General features: G+C 66.9%; 15 protein-coding genes, 1 tRNA gene and 1 pseudogene. 6 read left to right on the top strand and 11 right to left on the bottom strand.

Annotation, left to right across the window (positions count from 1 at the left end; translation table 11 throughout):
• Window positions 1-31: 31 nt before the first annotated feature.
• The 5 genes from C8258_RS10065 to C8258_RS10045 all read right to left on the bottom strand — a co-directional run bounded on the left by C8258_RS10065 (window position 32) and on the right by C8258_RS10045 (window position 4,555).
• A complete protein-coding gene (locus tag C8258_RS10065; protein ID WP_369974737.1) occupies window positions 32-550 on the bottom strand; it encodes a hypothetical protein in 519 nt (172 codons plus the stop codon).
• Window positions 551-613: 63 nt separating this feature from the next.
• Window positions 614-1,633, bottom strand: coding sequence for a TerC family protein (locus tag C8258_RS10060; protein WP_036499850.1), 1,020 nt, complete (start codon window positions 1,631-1,633; stop codon window positions 614-616).
• A 199-nt stretch (window positions 1,634-1,832) separates the two neighbouring features.
• Window positions 1,833-2,264: a nitroreductase family deazaflavin-dependent oxidoreductase gene (locus C8258_RS10055; RefSeq protein ID WP_106954954.1), complete on the bottom strand. Its 432-nt coding sequence runs from the start codon at window positions 2,262-2,264 to the stop codon at window positions 1,833-1,835.
• A gap of 120 nt (window positions 2,265-2,384) precedes the next feature.
• A complete protein-coding gene (locus C8258_RS10050) occupies window positions 2,385-3,470 on the bottom strand; it encodes a dihydrodipicolinate reductase (protein WP_106954953.1) in 1,086 nt (361 codons plus the stop codon).
• The gene (locus tag C8258_RS10045) at window positions 3,467-4,555 is read right to left on the bottom strand and encodes a Rieske 2Fe-2S domain-containing protein (RefSeq protein WP_106954952.1); all 1,089 of its coding nucleotides are present in this window, start codon (window positions 4,553-4,555) and stop codon (window positions 3,467-3,469) included. Before C8258_RS10045 ends, C8258_RS10050 begins: the two co-directional genes overlap by 4 nt.
• A gap of 153 nt (window positions 4,556-4,708) precedes the next feature.
• Here C8258_RS10045 and C8258_RS10040 point away from each other — a divergent pair, with 153 nt between their 5' ends.
• The gene (locus C8258_RS10040; protein ID WP_106954951.1) at window positions 4,709-5,326 is read left to right on the top strand and encodes a TetR/AcrR family transcriptional regulator; all 618 of its coding nucleotides are present in this window, start codon (window positions 4,709-4,711) and stop codon (window positions 5,324-5,326) included.
• 21 nt (window positions 5,327-5,347) lie between these two features.
• On the opposite strand, the gene C8258_RS10035 is transcribed toward C8258_RS10040, so the two are convergent.
• Window positions 5,348-6,229 (bottom strand): MerR family transcriptional regulator, encoded by an 882-nt coding sequence (locus C8258_RS10035; protein ID WP_106954950.1) that lies wholly within the window; start codon window positions 6,227-6,229, stop codon window positions 5,348-5,350.
• Window positions 6,230-6,330: 101 nt separating this feature from the next.
• Here C8258_RS10035 and C8258_RS10030 point away from each other — a divergent pair, with 101 nt between their 5' ends.
• Together C8258_RS10030 and C8258_RS10025 are read left to right on the top strand one after the other, a co-directional pair.
• Window positions 6,331-6,993: a maleylpyruvate isomerase family mycothiol-dependent enzyme gene (locus C8258_RS10030; RefSeq protein ID WP_106954949.1), complete on the top strand. Its 663-nt coding sequence runs from the start codon at window positions 6,331-6,333 to the stop codon at window positions 6,991-6,993.
• 194 nt (window positions 6,994-7,187) lie between these two features.
• Window positions 7,188-7,991, top strand: coding sequence for an LLM class flavin-dependent oxidoreductase (locus C8258_RS10025; protein WP_106954948.1), 804 nt, complete (start codon window positions 7,188-7,190; stop codon window positions 7,989-7,991).
• 168 nt (window positions 7,992-8,159) lie between these two features.
• Here the strand turns inward: C8258_RS10025 and C8258_RS10020 are convergent, their stop codons facing one another.
• From C8258_RS10020 to C8258_RS10005, 5 genes are all read right to left on the bottom strand, one after another.
• Entirely contained in the window at window positions 8,160-8,651 is a 492-nt protein-coding gene (locus C8258_RS10020; RefSeq protein ID WP_106954947.1) for a hypothetical protein, read from the bottom strand.
• Between the two features lie 56 nt (window positions 8,652-8,707).
• Complete coding sequence (locus C8258_RS33495) at window positions 8,708-8,833, bottom strand: hypothetical protein (RefSeq protein ID WP_255420417.1); 126 nt, start codon at window positions 8,831-8,833, stop codon at window positions 8,708-8,710.
• Window positions 8,834-9,006: 173 nt separating this feature from the next.
• Complete coding sequence (locus C8258_RS10015; RefSeq protein WP_146161206.1) at window positions 9,007-9,918, bottom strand: hypothetical protein; 912 nt, start codon at window positions 9,916-9,918, stop codon at window positions 9,007-9,009.
• 189 nt (window positions 9,919-10,107) lie between these two features.
• Window positions 10,108-10,181 (bottom strand) — tRNA-Ile (locus C8258_RS10010).
• 123 nt (window positions 10,182-10,304) lie between these two features.
• Window positions 10,305-11,069: a maleylpyruvate isomerase N-terminal domain-containing protein gene (locus C8258_RS10005; protein ID WP_158271241.1), complete on the bottom strand. Its 765-nt coding sequence runs from the start codon at window positions 11,067-11,069 to the stop codon at window positions 10,305-10,307.
• 124 nt (window positions 11,070-11,193) lie between these two features.
• Here C8258_RS10005 and C8258_RS10000 point away from each other — a divergent pair, with 124 nt between their 5' ends.
• The 3 genes and pseudogenes from C8258_RS10000 (at window position 11,194) to C8258_RS09990 (ending at window position 13,225) form a co-directional block, all read left to right on the top strand.
• On the top strand, window positions 11,194-11,646 hold the full coding sequence (locus tag C8258_RS10000; RefSeq protein WP_036499833.1) for a hypothetical protein: 453 nt from the start codon (window positions 11,194-11,196) through the stop codon (window positions 11,644-11,646).
• Window positions 11,647-11,910: 264 nt separating this feature from the next.
• A pseudogene (locus tag C8258_RS09995) lies at window positions 11,911-12,885 on the top strand (anion permease); the annotation flags it as partial.
• Window positions 12,886-12,913: 28 nt separating this feature from the next.
• Window positions 12,914-13,225 (top strand): DUF3349 domain-containing protein, encoded by a 312-nt coding sequence (locus C8258_RS09990; RefSeq protein ID WP_194808277.1) that lies wholly within the window; start codon window positions 12,914-12,916, stop codon window positions 13,223-13,225.
• The last annotated feature ends 12 nt before the right edge of the window (window positions 13,226-13,237 follow it).

The following is a 13,237-nucleotide window of genomic DNA, read 5'->3' as shown; positions in this document are numbered from 1 at the left end:
GGTTCCCGGCAGTGCCGGGCCGCGTCGGCCATTACACGGGGGAGCGGTGCGGTGAGCCGGCGGTGATCTCACCCAGGGCGGTTTCCACCTCGGCGACCCGCTCCGGCGGCACGCCCCACGGATTATCCACTCCCACAACGGTATCCAGATCCCACAGCGCACATTCCTCGCCCGGGTCGGCGACGATGGACCAGGCGACGACGGTGCGGCCGAGTTGAGTCGCCATCGGCACACCGCTGCCGCCGCCGTAGCCGTCGCCCTCGGGAAAATGGTGCAGGAACCGGCCGTACGCGGCATCACAGAAGTCGCGATATCGCTTGGTGCACAGGATCAAACCGTGCCACGCCTCGTCCACGGCATGGGACGGCATTCCGATCACCTGATCGTCGGCCATTGCCGCACCGCAGCACCGCAACCATTGCCGCAGACCGGTTTCCACCACGTCTCGCGGCTGCCAGGGGCAGGTCTTGAAGACGGCCTCCGGCAATCGCAGCGCATCGACGGCGCGCCGGGTGCGGACCGGATCGATACGCCGGAAACGGGACAGCACCGGCTCACGGTACGGCGGAATTTCGGTGCGGGACAACTCCGGTGCCCGCGGGCCGCGTGCTTCTTATCGAGCGGGAGTGTCGACGGTGGCGGAGTCGCCGTCCTTCTCGCCCCGGGTGGCCAGCAGGCTGGTCACGGTCACCGCGCCGAGCACCACCACGATCACCAGCAGCGAGGCGGCGGTGGGGATCTCCGGTAGCCAGTCCCAATAACCGTGCGCCCAGTGCAGCACCAGTTTGACGCCGATGAAGCCGAGGATCACCGCCAGGCCGTAGGCGAGGTGGACGAGCCGGGCCAGGACCGCCTGCAGGACGAAGTAGAGGGCGCGCAGACCCAGCAGGGCGAAGGCGTTGGTGGCGAACACCAGGTACGGGTCGCCGGTGACGCCGTAGACCGCGGGCACCGAGTCGATGGCGAATACCAGGTCGGTCGCCATGACGGCGGTGACCACCAGGGCGAGCGGGGTCAGGGCGCGGCGGCCGGCCTCCCGCACGGTCATCTTCGTGCCGCGGTAGTCGTCGGTGACGGGCATCAGTCTGCGCATCAGGCGCACCGACCGCATCCGCGAGATGTCGACGTCCTGTTCGTGCCCCGTGACCGCGTCGCGGATCAGCTTGAGCGCGGTGAGCAGCAGAATCGCGCCGAACAGCAGGAACGCCCAGTCCAGCGAGGCGAGCGCGGCCGCGCCGACGGCGATGAAGATGCCGCGCAGCACCAGCGCGCCCACGATGCCGAACAACAGCACCCGTTGCGCCAGCACCGCCGGGACCGCGAAGGCCGCCAGCAGCAGCATGAAGACGAACAGGTTGTCCACCGAGAGCGACTTCTCCAGCAGATAACCGGTGATGAATTCCGTGGCCGGCTTCGACCCGAATCCGGCCCACAGAATGCCGAAGAACGCGACCGGCAGCGCCAGGTAGAACACGGTCCAGCCGACCGCCTCCCGCATCGACACCTCGTGCGGTTTGCGGGTGACGACGAAGTCCAGCGCGAGCAGCACCAGCACACCGGCGATAGTGGCGACCCACAGCCACGGACTGCCGATGGTGTGCAGCTGTTCGGCTGCGAGAACGGACGAATTCACAGGTCTCCTCGGGTATGCGTAAGCACCCGAGGTCTCCTTCACCCGATATCCGGGTGGCCATCCGGGGATCCCGACGGCGGAATCCGTACTGACCGGTGTGGCGCTTGGGAAGTACTCCCCTCGGAAGCGAGGATAGCGAAACCTTTGCCCGAAAACCAAGCGATCCGGACGAATGTGACCGGTCCGACCGCTGCCCGCGTCACCTCCGCGGGCTGAGCACCACGACCGATATGGGCCGATCGGTCATCTTCTGATACTGCGCGTACCGGCCCTTGTTGACCTTGTCGACCAGCGTCCACCGCCGCGCGTACTCGGTGTCCTCCGGATATGTCGGCCGCGCGGTCACCGGAATCCGCCGATGCCCGACCTGGATCTCACACTCCGGCGCCGCCTTCACATTCGCCAGCCACCCCGGCGGCCGCGGCGACCCACCGTTGGACGCCGTCACCAGATAGTCGTCACCGTCTCTCGCATAGGTCAGCGCACTGGTCCGCGGCTGTCCCGTCTTGCGCCCCACCGTTCGTAACAACAGGGTGGGATTTCCGAACAGCAGCCGGTGCCCCACATACCCGTCCGACTTCTCGTAGATCCACTGATGAGCCCGCAGCGCAGTGGAAAACAAATCAGCCATCCCACACCTCCGATCAGGCAAACCCATTGCCCAACCCTAACCGGCGCGGAGCGCGAAAGCCCGCAACGAGATTCAGCCGCACCCCGTGCATGAGCGATCCGGGATGCGGCTGTCGACCGCTCAGATCTTGAAGCGTCCCGCGAAGCTGCGCAGCGGCAGGTCCGCGCTGGTGATGATGCCGGGGCGCGCGGCGACTACGGATCGGATGGCGTTCAGGGCCGGCAGGCCGGTGACGGTCATGCCGATCGAGGCGAAGTTCTCCGGGTTCGACAGGTCGAATCCCTTGCGCGGGAAGATCATGTGCTTGCTGTAGATGTTGGGGTCGCCGGTCACCTGAGTGATGTAGCAGCCCTTGATCTCCCACGACGGATCGGTGTGCGGCGTCATCTGCCATTCGAGATGGGTCTCCACGCGCGCGACGCCGTCGACCATGCCCTGGTACTTGATGTAGTTGGCGCCGAGCGAGCCCTTGGGCATGAAGTACCAACCGAGGTCGACGTCCTTGGTGCAGGCGCCGAGTTCGTAGCTGAACTTCACCTCGTCGAGCTCGAGGCCGAAGGCGTCGGCCATGAGGTAGACCGAGTCGGCGAACACCGCGGTGTACTGGTAGAGCGAGTCCGGGATCGTCGGGTCGTCGATCGGGCGGCCGTAGCCCACCGCCTTCCAGGTGTCGACGGAATGGTGGCAGGAGACGTCGACCGATTCGGTGACGGTGATGTTCTCGATGTCGGCGACGTCCGCGGTGTGCACGATGCCCAGGATCTGGCACAGGCCCGGGTTCATGCCGGTGCCGTAGAAGGTGGCATTTCCCCGCTCACAGGCGGCCTGGATCACCTCGCTGACCTTGCGGCCCGAGGGATGGGCGTGGTTGGTGTCGCGGTGGAAGCCGGTGATCCAGTCCGCGGTGGTGACCACGTTGATGCCCGCTTCGAGCACCTTCTCGTAGAGGTCTTCGTCGGGGAAGACGCCGTGGAAGGTGACCACGTCGGGTCGCGCGGCGATGATCTCCTCGACGGTCCCGGTCGCGGTGACCCCGATCGGGTCGAGGCCGACGATCTCACCGGCGTCGCGGCCGATCTTCTCGGGCGTGTAGCAGTGGAGTCCGACGAGTTCGAGATCCGGATGGTTCCGGATCCGGCCGATCATCTCGGTGCCGAGATTGCCGGTGGCGACCTGGAATACCCGGATCGTGTCGGAGGTGCTCATCGCATGCCTTTCGGTGTGTTCGGTGACGGTACTCGAGCGGTCGCGTCGGCCGCGGGATGAATAGCGCCGCTGTGGGGTCGGCGCGGGTCGGTACCCGTGGGGCCGCCGTCGGGATAGAACTGCAGCGCCCATTCGCGCAGCGCGGTGAATCCCTGAAATTCCTTGCGGCTCAACGCGGGTGGGTCGGAGTAGCGCTGGTGCGCCCAGATGTCGATGTCGGCCTGGAACTGTTCGATGACGAAATCGGCCATCGTCTTGCCGTATCGGGTGATCTCCGGGCTGTCGTCGCCCGGCTTGCGGCCGATCCACACGGTGAACCGGACGTCGGAGGTGCATTCGTCCACCGGGGTGACCGCGGGCATGGTGCGGTTGTCGACCATGCCCCAGCTCTTGGTGATCGAACAGCCCAGCCCGGCGTTGATCGACTCGACGCCACTGTTGACGTCCGATTCGCTGACGCCCTCGTCGAAGGCGATGGTGAAGTCCACGTAGGAGACCGGGCCGGAGAAGTCGTGGCGGGTGAACTCCGGCACGAACGGCGTCTTGTGCACGACCTTGAAATGCGCGAAGTCGACGCCGTTCTCCATGATGTACTGCGGATGCAGTTCCAGCCCCGGCCGGAACAACGTGGCCGCGGGCACCGGCGGATAGTAGTCGGCGGCGGTCCGGTCGTCGCCGAACGCCTCGAAAATATCCGGCACCTCGAAATACGGTGCGCGACCGTCGATGTCGTACCAGATCCACACCGCCTCGTTGCGTTCGACGACCGGATAGCTGCGGATGCGGCGGCCCTTGTTGGGACGTGACTCGTAGGGGATGCAGACGTTGCGCCCCTGCCGATTCCACTCCCAGCCGTGGAACGGGCACACCAGGTTCTCGCCGTCGACGCGCCCGCCGTAGCCCAGGTGCGCGCCGAGATGTTCGCAGTAGGCGTCGAACACCGCCAGCTGCCCCGACGCCGAACGCCACGCGACCATCTCGCGGCCGAAGTACTTCATCTTGTGGACGGCGCCGACCGCGATTTCCGCACACCAGGCGACTTGGAACCAGCCCGTCGGCTCCATCGACAGGGGTGGCTTTGCCATCTCGATCCTCCACGTTCGGCGAGGGGCCGCACATCGCGGCGCGGACCGCTGAACTCGGGCCCGGCGACACAAGGGTAGAACCCTCTATGAAAGAAAACAAGAGGGTTCGTTGAAACTTGGTGCCGCAGATCAGGCACGGTATTATCGACCGTCGTGACGGATGTAGCGGTAAGCGGGAGGCGTGCGAACAAGCGCGGTATCCAATCGCGTGAGGCCATGCTCGAGGCCGCGATCACCTCGCTGGCCACCGGCGACCCGGCAGCCGTATCCGGCAACCGGATCGCCCGCGACATCGGCGCCACCTGGGGAGTCGTGAAATATCAGTTCGGCGATATCGACGGCCTGTGGGCGGCGGTACTCCGGTACACCGCCGACAAACGCGGCGACCTGCCCGCCGGCATCGCCACGGAAGGCACCCTGGCCGAACGGGTCAGCGCCCTGATCAACACGATGGCGATCGGCTTGCGCCGCCCCGAATCCCTCGCCATCGAAACCCTGCGCGCCGCCCTGCCTCGCGACCACGCCGAACTCGAACGCGACTATCCCCTGACCGCCGCTGAACTCGCCTCCTGGAAACCCAACTGGGACAAGGCATGTGAACGCGCCTTCGTCGACCTCGGTGTGGACCCGGTGAAAATCCGCCGCGTCGCCGCCCTCATCCCCGCCGCCATGCGCGGCATCACCTCCGAACGCACCCTCGGCACCTACGGCAACCTCGACGACGCCATCCAGGGACTCATCGACGGAATGATCGCGTATCTGGAGAAGTGACGGCGAGGCTCCGGCTCGCCGCTACGACCGGCTCAGCGCCCGATGCAGCCAGTTCTGTGCCGCACCGGTGGTGGTCGTGCCGGTGATCTCGGTGGTGAGCGTCCAGTACCGGCGAATGCGTGGATCGTAATCGTCGGCGCCGTAGAGAAGCCGGCGCCGGAACTCGGCCGTGGGACGGACGCCCCGGGCCGCGGCGTGAGCGGCGAGAAACCGGTCGAGTTCGGCGCCGGGCCGCGGTTCGACGTGTGCGGCCACCAGCGGGTCCACGATCGCGCAGGCCTCGGCGACACCGGCAAGCAGTGCGCGTTTGTCGCGAACATGTCCGGGATCGTGGCGCCAGAGCTGCTTCGTCAGCGCGGCGGTCAACACCGGATCGGTTGCGGCGGTGGCGAGTTCGGCATAGGCGACGACCTGCCGGGAGGTGGGATCGGCGGGCGGGGCCGGAATGTTCATGGCGACGAAAGCGTCGAACAATTCCGGTGCGATCGGGGTGAGCAGGCGGCGCCAGAACTCGATGAGATCGTCGTAGGCGCGTCGGCCGTCACCGACGGCGGCCAGCAGTTCCAGCCGCGCGGCGTGCCGGCCGGGCGATGCGTCGGCGACCGCCGCCAGCGCTGCCCTTCGCCAGGTCAGGGCTGCCAATTCGGTGTCCAGCGAAGCTTTTTCGATGGCGACGGCGTCGGTTACCGACGTGGCCCCGGTGAGGACGCCCATGATCGCGGGTAACCCGAGGCCGAGGGTGCGCAGCCGACGCACCAGCTGCAGTCGATCGACCGCGGTCGCCGGATCGAACAGTCGATGCCCAGCCGCGCTGCGGCGCGCTTCCAGCACCCCTTCGTCGCAGTAGAAGCGGATGGTGCGGACGGGGACGCCGGTGCGCACGGACAGTTCCCCGATGGTCATCAGACCGTCTCGATGTGTGCTGTGAGTCACAATCGCTGGAACCTCCACCCGACTGGAACTCCTACGGTACTGCAACACCGATCAGGCGAGGAGTTCCGACAATGACCGGAAAGACAACCATCGACACCGAGCAGATCTGGCAGGCCGTCGCCGCCGAGCGCACGAGTCTCGTCGAACTGCTGCGGTCCCTTCCCGAGAATGGTTGGGAGCAGCCTTCTTTGTGTGCGGACTGGCGGGTTCGCGATGTCGTCGCGCACCTGATCCTGTCGGCCGATTCCGGTCTCGGGGCGATCCTGTTCAATCTGATCCGAGCCCGAGGCGACTTCGACCGCATGGTCCGCGACACCGCCATTCGGCACGCCGACCGCCGGACCACCACGCAACTGCTCGCCGAGCTGCACGACAGCATCGGCGCCCGGGTCACACCCGTCGGCACGACCCCCGTCGACCGGCTGATGGATCTGCTGGTGCACGGTCAAGACATCGCCATCCCACTCGGCATCCCGCGCGAAATGCCGGCAGCGGCCGCGGAATTGGCACTCGACCGAATATGGAACGGCGGCTTCCCGTTTCACGCCCGCAAGAAGTTCGGTCACTACCACCTCGTCGCTTCCGACAGCGAGTGGACCGCCGGCACCGGACCGGTGATCGAAGGCTCGGGCACCACCCTGCTCCTGCTCATCACCGGCCGCCGGCCCGCCCGGGACCAGCTCACCGGCGAGGGCGCGGCCCAGCTGATGGCCGAGCGAGCAGGGCGGCGATAGCTCCCGACGGCGGCATTGCCCCTGGTCTCTGGTGAGAATGCTTGTACCGCTGTGGAATTCGCTCAATATCGGTAGCCGCTGACTCCGGCGCCTGCCGGACCGCGGCCGGCCGGGCACGCACCGGTCGCACCGATGAATTTCGGGTGGGACCGCCGTCCCTGTCTCTGAACGCAGCGAGCGATAGGAGTCCAGTTATGACGCGACCGTTTCGATTCGGGGTTGTCGCCCCGCTCATGACCGACGTGCCGACGTGGCGGGATCGCGTGCGCCGCATCGCCGACAGTGGTTACTCCACGTTGCTGGTGGCCGATTTCCCGCTCACCCAACCGGCGCCGGGGCCCATGCTCGCCACCGCCGCGGCCCTGACCGACCTGCGGGTGGGCACCTGGGTCTACGCCTCTCCGCTGCGGCCGCCCTGGCAGACGGCGTGGGAAGCGCACTCGCTGTCGCTGCTGACCGAGGGGCGCTTCGAGATGGGTATCGGCACCGGCAGGCCGGGCATCGAGGACGAACTGCGCGACAAAGGGCTGCCCGTCGTCTCGCCGGGTGAGCGGCTGGCCGAGGTGCGTAAGACGGTGGAGGCGCTGCGAGATCTCGACGGCTCCGACCTGCACACGCCGGTGGCGATGGCCGTCCTCGGTCCGAAGGCTCGAGCATTGGCGGCCGAGGTCGCGGACACGGTGACCTTCGCACTGGGAGATCAGTCTCGCGGCGAAGTCGAGGAGCTGGCTCGTGACTTCCGCATCACCGGGGACCTGGAGCTCGCCCTCGCCGTGCCGGTCGTGGGCGACACTGTCGCCCCCCATATGGCACCCCCCGATACCGACCCCGCCGCCCTGCGCGCGGCGGACGCCCTGGCCGTACTCCCGGACGACCCGGCGGCCGCGGCCGAGGAAATCCAGCGCCGCCGCGAGGAGATCGGCTTCTCCTACTTCGTCTTCGGCGCCGACGTCGCCGAGCGACTGGCTCCGGTGGTCGCCGAACTCGCGGGACGATAGGGCGGGGCGGTCACGCCCGGATCGCCACGGCGGCCTCGACCAGTTTGCTGCGATGGAAGCTTGTTCGGCGATGTCGACGCGCTGTGAGCGGACCTGATCGGGATATCCGAGATGTGCTGTCGCGGCGGTCGGGGCGGTGGTTCGGGTGACTTCTCGACGGGAACGACGTCAGGAATGCAGGTCGTGTGGCCCTGCAGTCGGGTCGGTCGACGGGCCGCCGGCATTGCGCGCTTCGACAGCGTGAATGGTCTTGACGAGCTCGTTGTCCAAGACGCGTTTGCCGACCGTGCCGAGCACTGCCTCGAGGAGATGTCCCGTCAAATTCTTACCTTCGCGCACCACGACGGCATCGACTTCGGTGGTCCCGTCGGGCATCGGTGTGAGCGTGTAGGTGTGGCTGGATGCGCCGCCCCACATGTTGGAGTCGGTGGTCGTCATGACGACGTGGTGCGGGTCGGACCAGTCGTAGCGCAGGCGCTCCCAGATGCGGTGCGAGCCCTCGGTGACGTCGGCGTGGGTGGCGTCCTGGGCATGGACATGGAGGTATTCGTCGGTGCTGTTGCCGAAGAGTTTCGACCGGCCCGGACCGAAGTCGGTGAGGGCGGCGACGAACTGCTCCGGTGTCGACGTGGTGGTGTGCGTGAGGTGAATGGTGGACATCGTGTGCTCCCTGAAACGAGTAGTCGATGTGGGATTCGACAGCGGCAGGCAGCGTCCTACCTGCTGGGCGACCATGCCGTACCGGAGGTGTGCGGACCGGAGCGGCGCCGGCGTGCGGCGGTGATATCGGTGCAGGACCGGAACGCGGCGCTGTCGGGCTCGCCGCGGGCAGTGGTGCCCATGACTGCTCCTCGGATCGCATCGCTGTCGGATCCAGCCTTGCACCATGGCCACGCGGATGCACCCGAAACGGACGCCCCGATCGGCGTGGTTACCGTCGCGTCGAGCCGCATCGCTGGTACTGGAACGCGGACCGGTGTGATCGGTGAGCATCGGTACGTTCGGCCAGGCCGGCTCAGCAGCGTTCATACTGACGCGCGTAGGGCTGCGACTCCGGTGGAACATCGCGCGTGGACGGCTGGCAACCGCCGATGAAGACCGCGAGAACGGGGATGTAGGGGCCTCCGATCGTGTAGTCGACCACGGCACCGGGCTGGGCCAGGTAGGGAAGATGCTTGTCGGCGAGTTGCGTCGCCTGCGCAGCGGTGAATTGCGTTCCGGCAGGAGGGTATATCGCGACGTCCAGGGTGCGTCCTGCTTTGCCGGGCGGGTCGTATACGGAGATCTCGACGAAAAACGGGGTGGGTTGATCGGTCAGGAACCACTCCCACATCTCGAGTTCACCATCGGACGGGAAGCGCGGTCGGCCGGGCGGGAAGCCGGAGAGGTCCGTGTTGAGCCACCCGTGTTCCAGTTTCGAGTGATTGTGGTACCCGCTCTCCTCAGGAATGGTGGACACCGTCCAGTAGTTGGAGGCCAGTTCGGGGAAGTCCTGGATGATTCGGCGCATCGCCGCGGTGGCACGGTGGGGTTCGGCATCGGAGCCCGATGCCACGCCGATGGCGTTGCTCATCTTGTCTACGACGAAGCCGCGTGACAGCCAGCCCACCTGTGTGCCCGGGGCAGAGACTCTCACCCAGGTATGTGCCGAGTTCGCTTCCCTGCTCACGTCCCGACCGAACCCCCAATCCGCAGAATAAGAATCCGCCATCCGGTCGAGATTGACCTGCGTGTAGTCGCCTCGGTACCGCGGCGGAAGCGGCTGGGCGCCCATGGCACGCACCACGGACGCGGCCTCGTCCGGTGTGGCGCCATCCTCCAGATGCACATCGAGTCGGGAGGCGTACGTGCGGGACTTGCCCTCGTAATCGAACCAATGTGAGGCATCGACCACCCCGGGAAGAGCCTGGATGGCAGTCTCGATCACGCGTGACCAGCTGTCACGCTCGGCCTGGTCGGGCCCTCGTGTCGGAAGAGTACATCCTGTCAGCAGGACTGCCGCCATCATCAATATGACGGCCGGGGCGGTTGAGCGCATAACGTTTCATTCTGGCGTCCGGAGTGCCAGGCGCTGCTAGCGAATTTCGGTCACGACGTTGATCTGAGAAGGCATTTGTGGGGCGGGTGGGGCTCGAACCCACGACCAGCGGATTATGAGTCCGCGGCTCTAACCGACTGAGCTACCGCCCCTCGCCGCGCTGCACGCGCGTGGGGGATGCTACCGGGTCGGGGGTGCGACGGCCTAGTTGGGCTCGGGCGGGCAGCGCCTCGCGGTGAAAATGCATGGCGCGAAGGTGGTTTCGCCGTTCCGCGTCAGTAGCCGGCGAGCAGGGCGTGCAGTCTGGTCAGCTGGGCGGGAGTGAGGGTGCTACGGATGCGGTCGCGGCGCTCGGGGCGGCGGCCCCACAGGACGAGCAGACGGGCCGCCGCGTCCAGGTCGAGACCGGGTTCGTCGGACTCCGCCTCGGCGAATCCCAGTTCGGCGCAACCGGATTCGACCGACAATCGGATATCGGGAGCCCCCGGTGAGCGCAGACGCACGTGGAAGTCCTGCTCCGGAGACGGATCGCGGCGCACGCCCGACGCCAGCAGCATCGGGCCGAGCACCCGGACGGCGTGGGAGGTGAGTTCGGGCTGGGCGAGGAGTTCGTCGCCGATGCCGTCGTCGCCGGTGATGTCCCAGCGATGGACGGCGAACTCGCTGCGCAGATGTGGGAGGAACATCGCCACGGGCATCCTCCGGCCGGTCCAGGGAATCACCGCGTCACGGTCGATGGCCAGGACGTCCCCGAGCAGCCCCCGCAGCCGCTGGTCCTCGAGCTCCAGCCGCCGCATCAACTCCGGATCACTCATCGCCCGAAACGGCGCCTCCCGCTCCTCGAAGCCGCGCGTCGCGGGCACCGGATCGCCGTTCAGATACGGCTCGAGATGCCGGCTGACCTCGACGGCCCCGGCCACGAGATGCGCGGTGACCTCATGCGCCGTCCACCCCGCACACGCGCTGACGACATCCGGAGCAATGGTCCGACGCGCCGCGAAAAATGCCTCGGCCTCACGGCTCTGCTGCACTGAACTCATGCCGGGACAGTAGAAGCGAAACCCTTCGGCCCCCACCGAACTATGCCGGTCGGTCGCCGATGACGTAGCACGTCTGTCACTCCACCGCCACAGTCCGATAGCGAACGGGCTGCAGGATCGGCTGATGACAGCCATCTACGCGAGTGAGCAGGTAATCGAACAGCCGGGTCCGTGCATTGCGCCCGCGCAGTCGCGGTATCGGGAGATGTTCGGTGACACCTGGTACGAGGAACGGATCGGCGCGCTGGTCATGCGGTCGGGGCGGCTGTGCGCGGTGATGACACCGGCCGGGCTGGGCGCCTCGGTGCTCGGCCTGCTCGGCGATCTGCAGGTGCCGGTGATGGAGGTCGGGGTGGGGGATCGGTGCGTGTGGTCGTTTCTCGCCGAGAATCCCCGCTGCGGTGAGGGAGCGGGCTGGTGGTCTGTGGACCTGTTCCGCTGCTTCGTAACCCAGACCAGACCCGGCGCATTGATCGCCCTCCCGACACCCGGCAATCCGCGCCGGACATGGGTGCGCGAACCGCAGGGCATCGTGCCGGATCTCCGCCTGGTCGCCGATACGATCGTCGCCGCCTAGGGCGGGGATCGCGACGATCGGTACAGCGCGGGCGGCCGTGGTGCAGCGGCACCCCACCGCGCACCCGGTGAACTTTCCGTGCAAACCTCGGCGAAATTGGCGGAAAACGCGAAAAGGCGACGAGGTTTGCACGAATAGTTCACCGAAATCCCGTCGATTCCCGCAGATGGCACGCAGACGATTCCACCGGGAACTTTTGATGAATCTTCGCCCGACATAGATGAAACCTGCAGGCAGAAGGCGCAGATTTCACCAACGGCTTCGGACCAAGGACGGGCCTTGCTGATCATCGTCATGGCCGGGCTGATCGGCGGCATCATCTGGAATCTGCTGACCTGGCTGCTGGGTCTGCCGAGCTCGAGTTCGCACGCGCTGTTCGGCGGATTGATCGGCGCCGCACTGGCTTCCGGCACGAGCGTGGTGTGGATCGGGCACGGCAAGATCGACGGCGTGGTGGGCAAGGTGATCATGCCCGCGCTGTTCTCGCCGGTGATCGCGGGCATCGTGGCCGCGGTCGGCACCTTCCTGATCTTCAAGATCGTGGTCGGTATCGGCGAACGGTTCACCGAGGCCGGTTTCCGGTGGGGGCAGATCGGTACCGCCTCACTGGTCTCGCTCGCGCACGGCACCAACGACGCGCAGAAGACGATGGGCGTGATCACCCTGGCGCTGATCGGATACAGCGCCTCCGACCCGCAGTCGACCGGTCCGTTCGCCTGGCACGAAACCGACAATGTGCCGCTGTGGGTGAAGTTCGCGTGCGCCGCCGCAATCGCCCTGGGCACCTACATCGGCGGCTGGCGCATCATCCGCACCCTCGGCAAGGGGCTGGTCGAGATCAGCTCGCCGCAGGGCATGGCGGCCGAAGCATCCTCGGCCACAATCATTCTCGCCTCCAGCCACCTCGGCTTCGCGCTCTCGACCACCCATGTGGCCACCGGCTCGATCCTCGGCTCCGGTGTCGGTAAGCCCGGCGCGCGGGTGCGCTGGAACATCGCGCTGCGCATGGTGGCGGCGTGGGTCATCACCCTGCCGGCCGCCGCGGCGGTGGGTGCGGTCATGTGGGTGATCGCGGCGAAGATCCCCACCCTGCTCGGCCCGCTGATCGCCTTCGCGATCCTGTGCGCCCTCTCGGTCTACATGTACCGGCGCGCCCAGCTGCAGAAGGTCGACCACACCAACGTCAACGCCGAATGGGACGAGCCGGTCGCTCCCGCGGACACGATCGCGAAGGTCTGAGAACCATGGAAACGATAGAGCTCGCTAGGTGAATTCGAGGACCAACGACGAAGGCCTGCTCGCGCAGATCCTGGATTGGCTGCGCGCGGGCTACCCGGACGGCGTCCCGCCGAAGGACTACTTCCCGCTGCTCGCGCTGTTGAAGAAACAGCTGAACCAGGACGAACTCGACCGGATTCTCGGCCTGCTGCTGGCCGGGCGGCCCGACGTGGTCGATCGCGAGCAGGTGGAGGCGGCGATCGTGGAGGTCACCCGCTGCGATCCGAGCGAGGACGATCTGCGCCAGGTGGCGGCGAAACTGGCCGCCGGTGGCTGGCCGCTCACCGGATTCCATGACTGAACGAGACCTGAA

This window comes from Nocardia sp. MDA0666 (assembly GCF_003023875.1).
In the GTDB taxonomy this organism is placed as follows: domain Bacteria; phylum Actinomycetota; class Actinomycetes; order Mycobacteriales; family Mycobacteriaceae; genus Nocardia; species Nocardia aobensis.
Note: the sequence above shows the minus strand (reverse complement) of the source record. Positions and strands in the feature narration are given on the sequence as shown.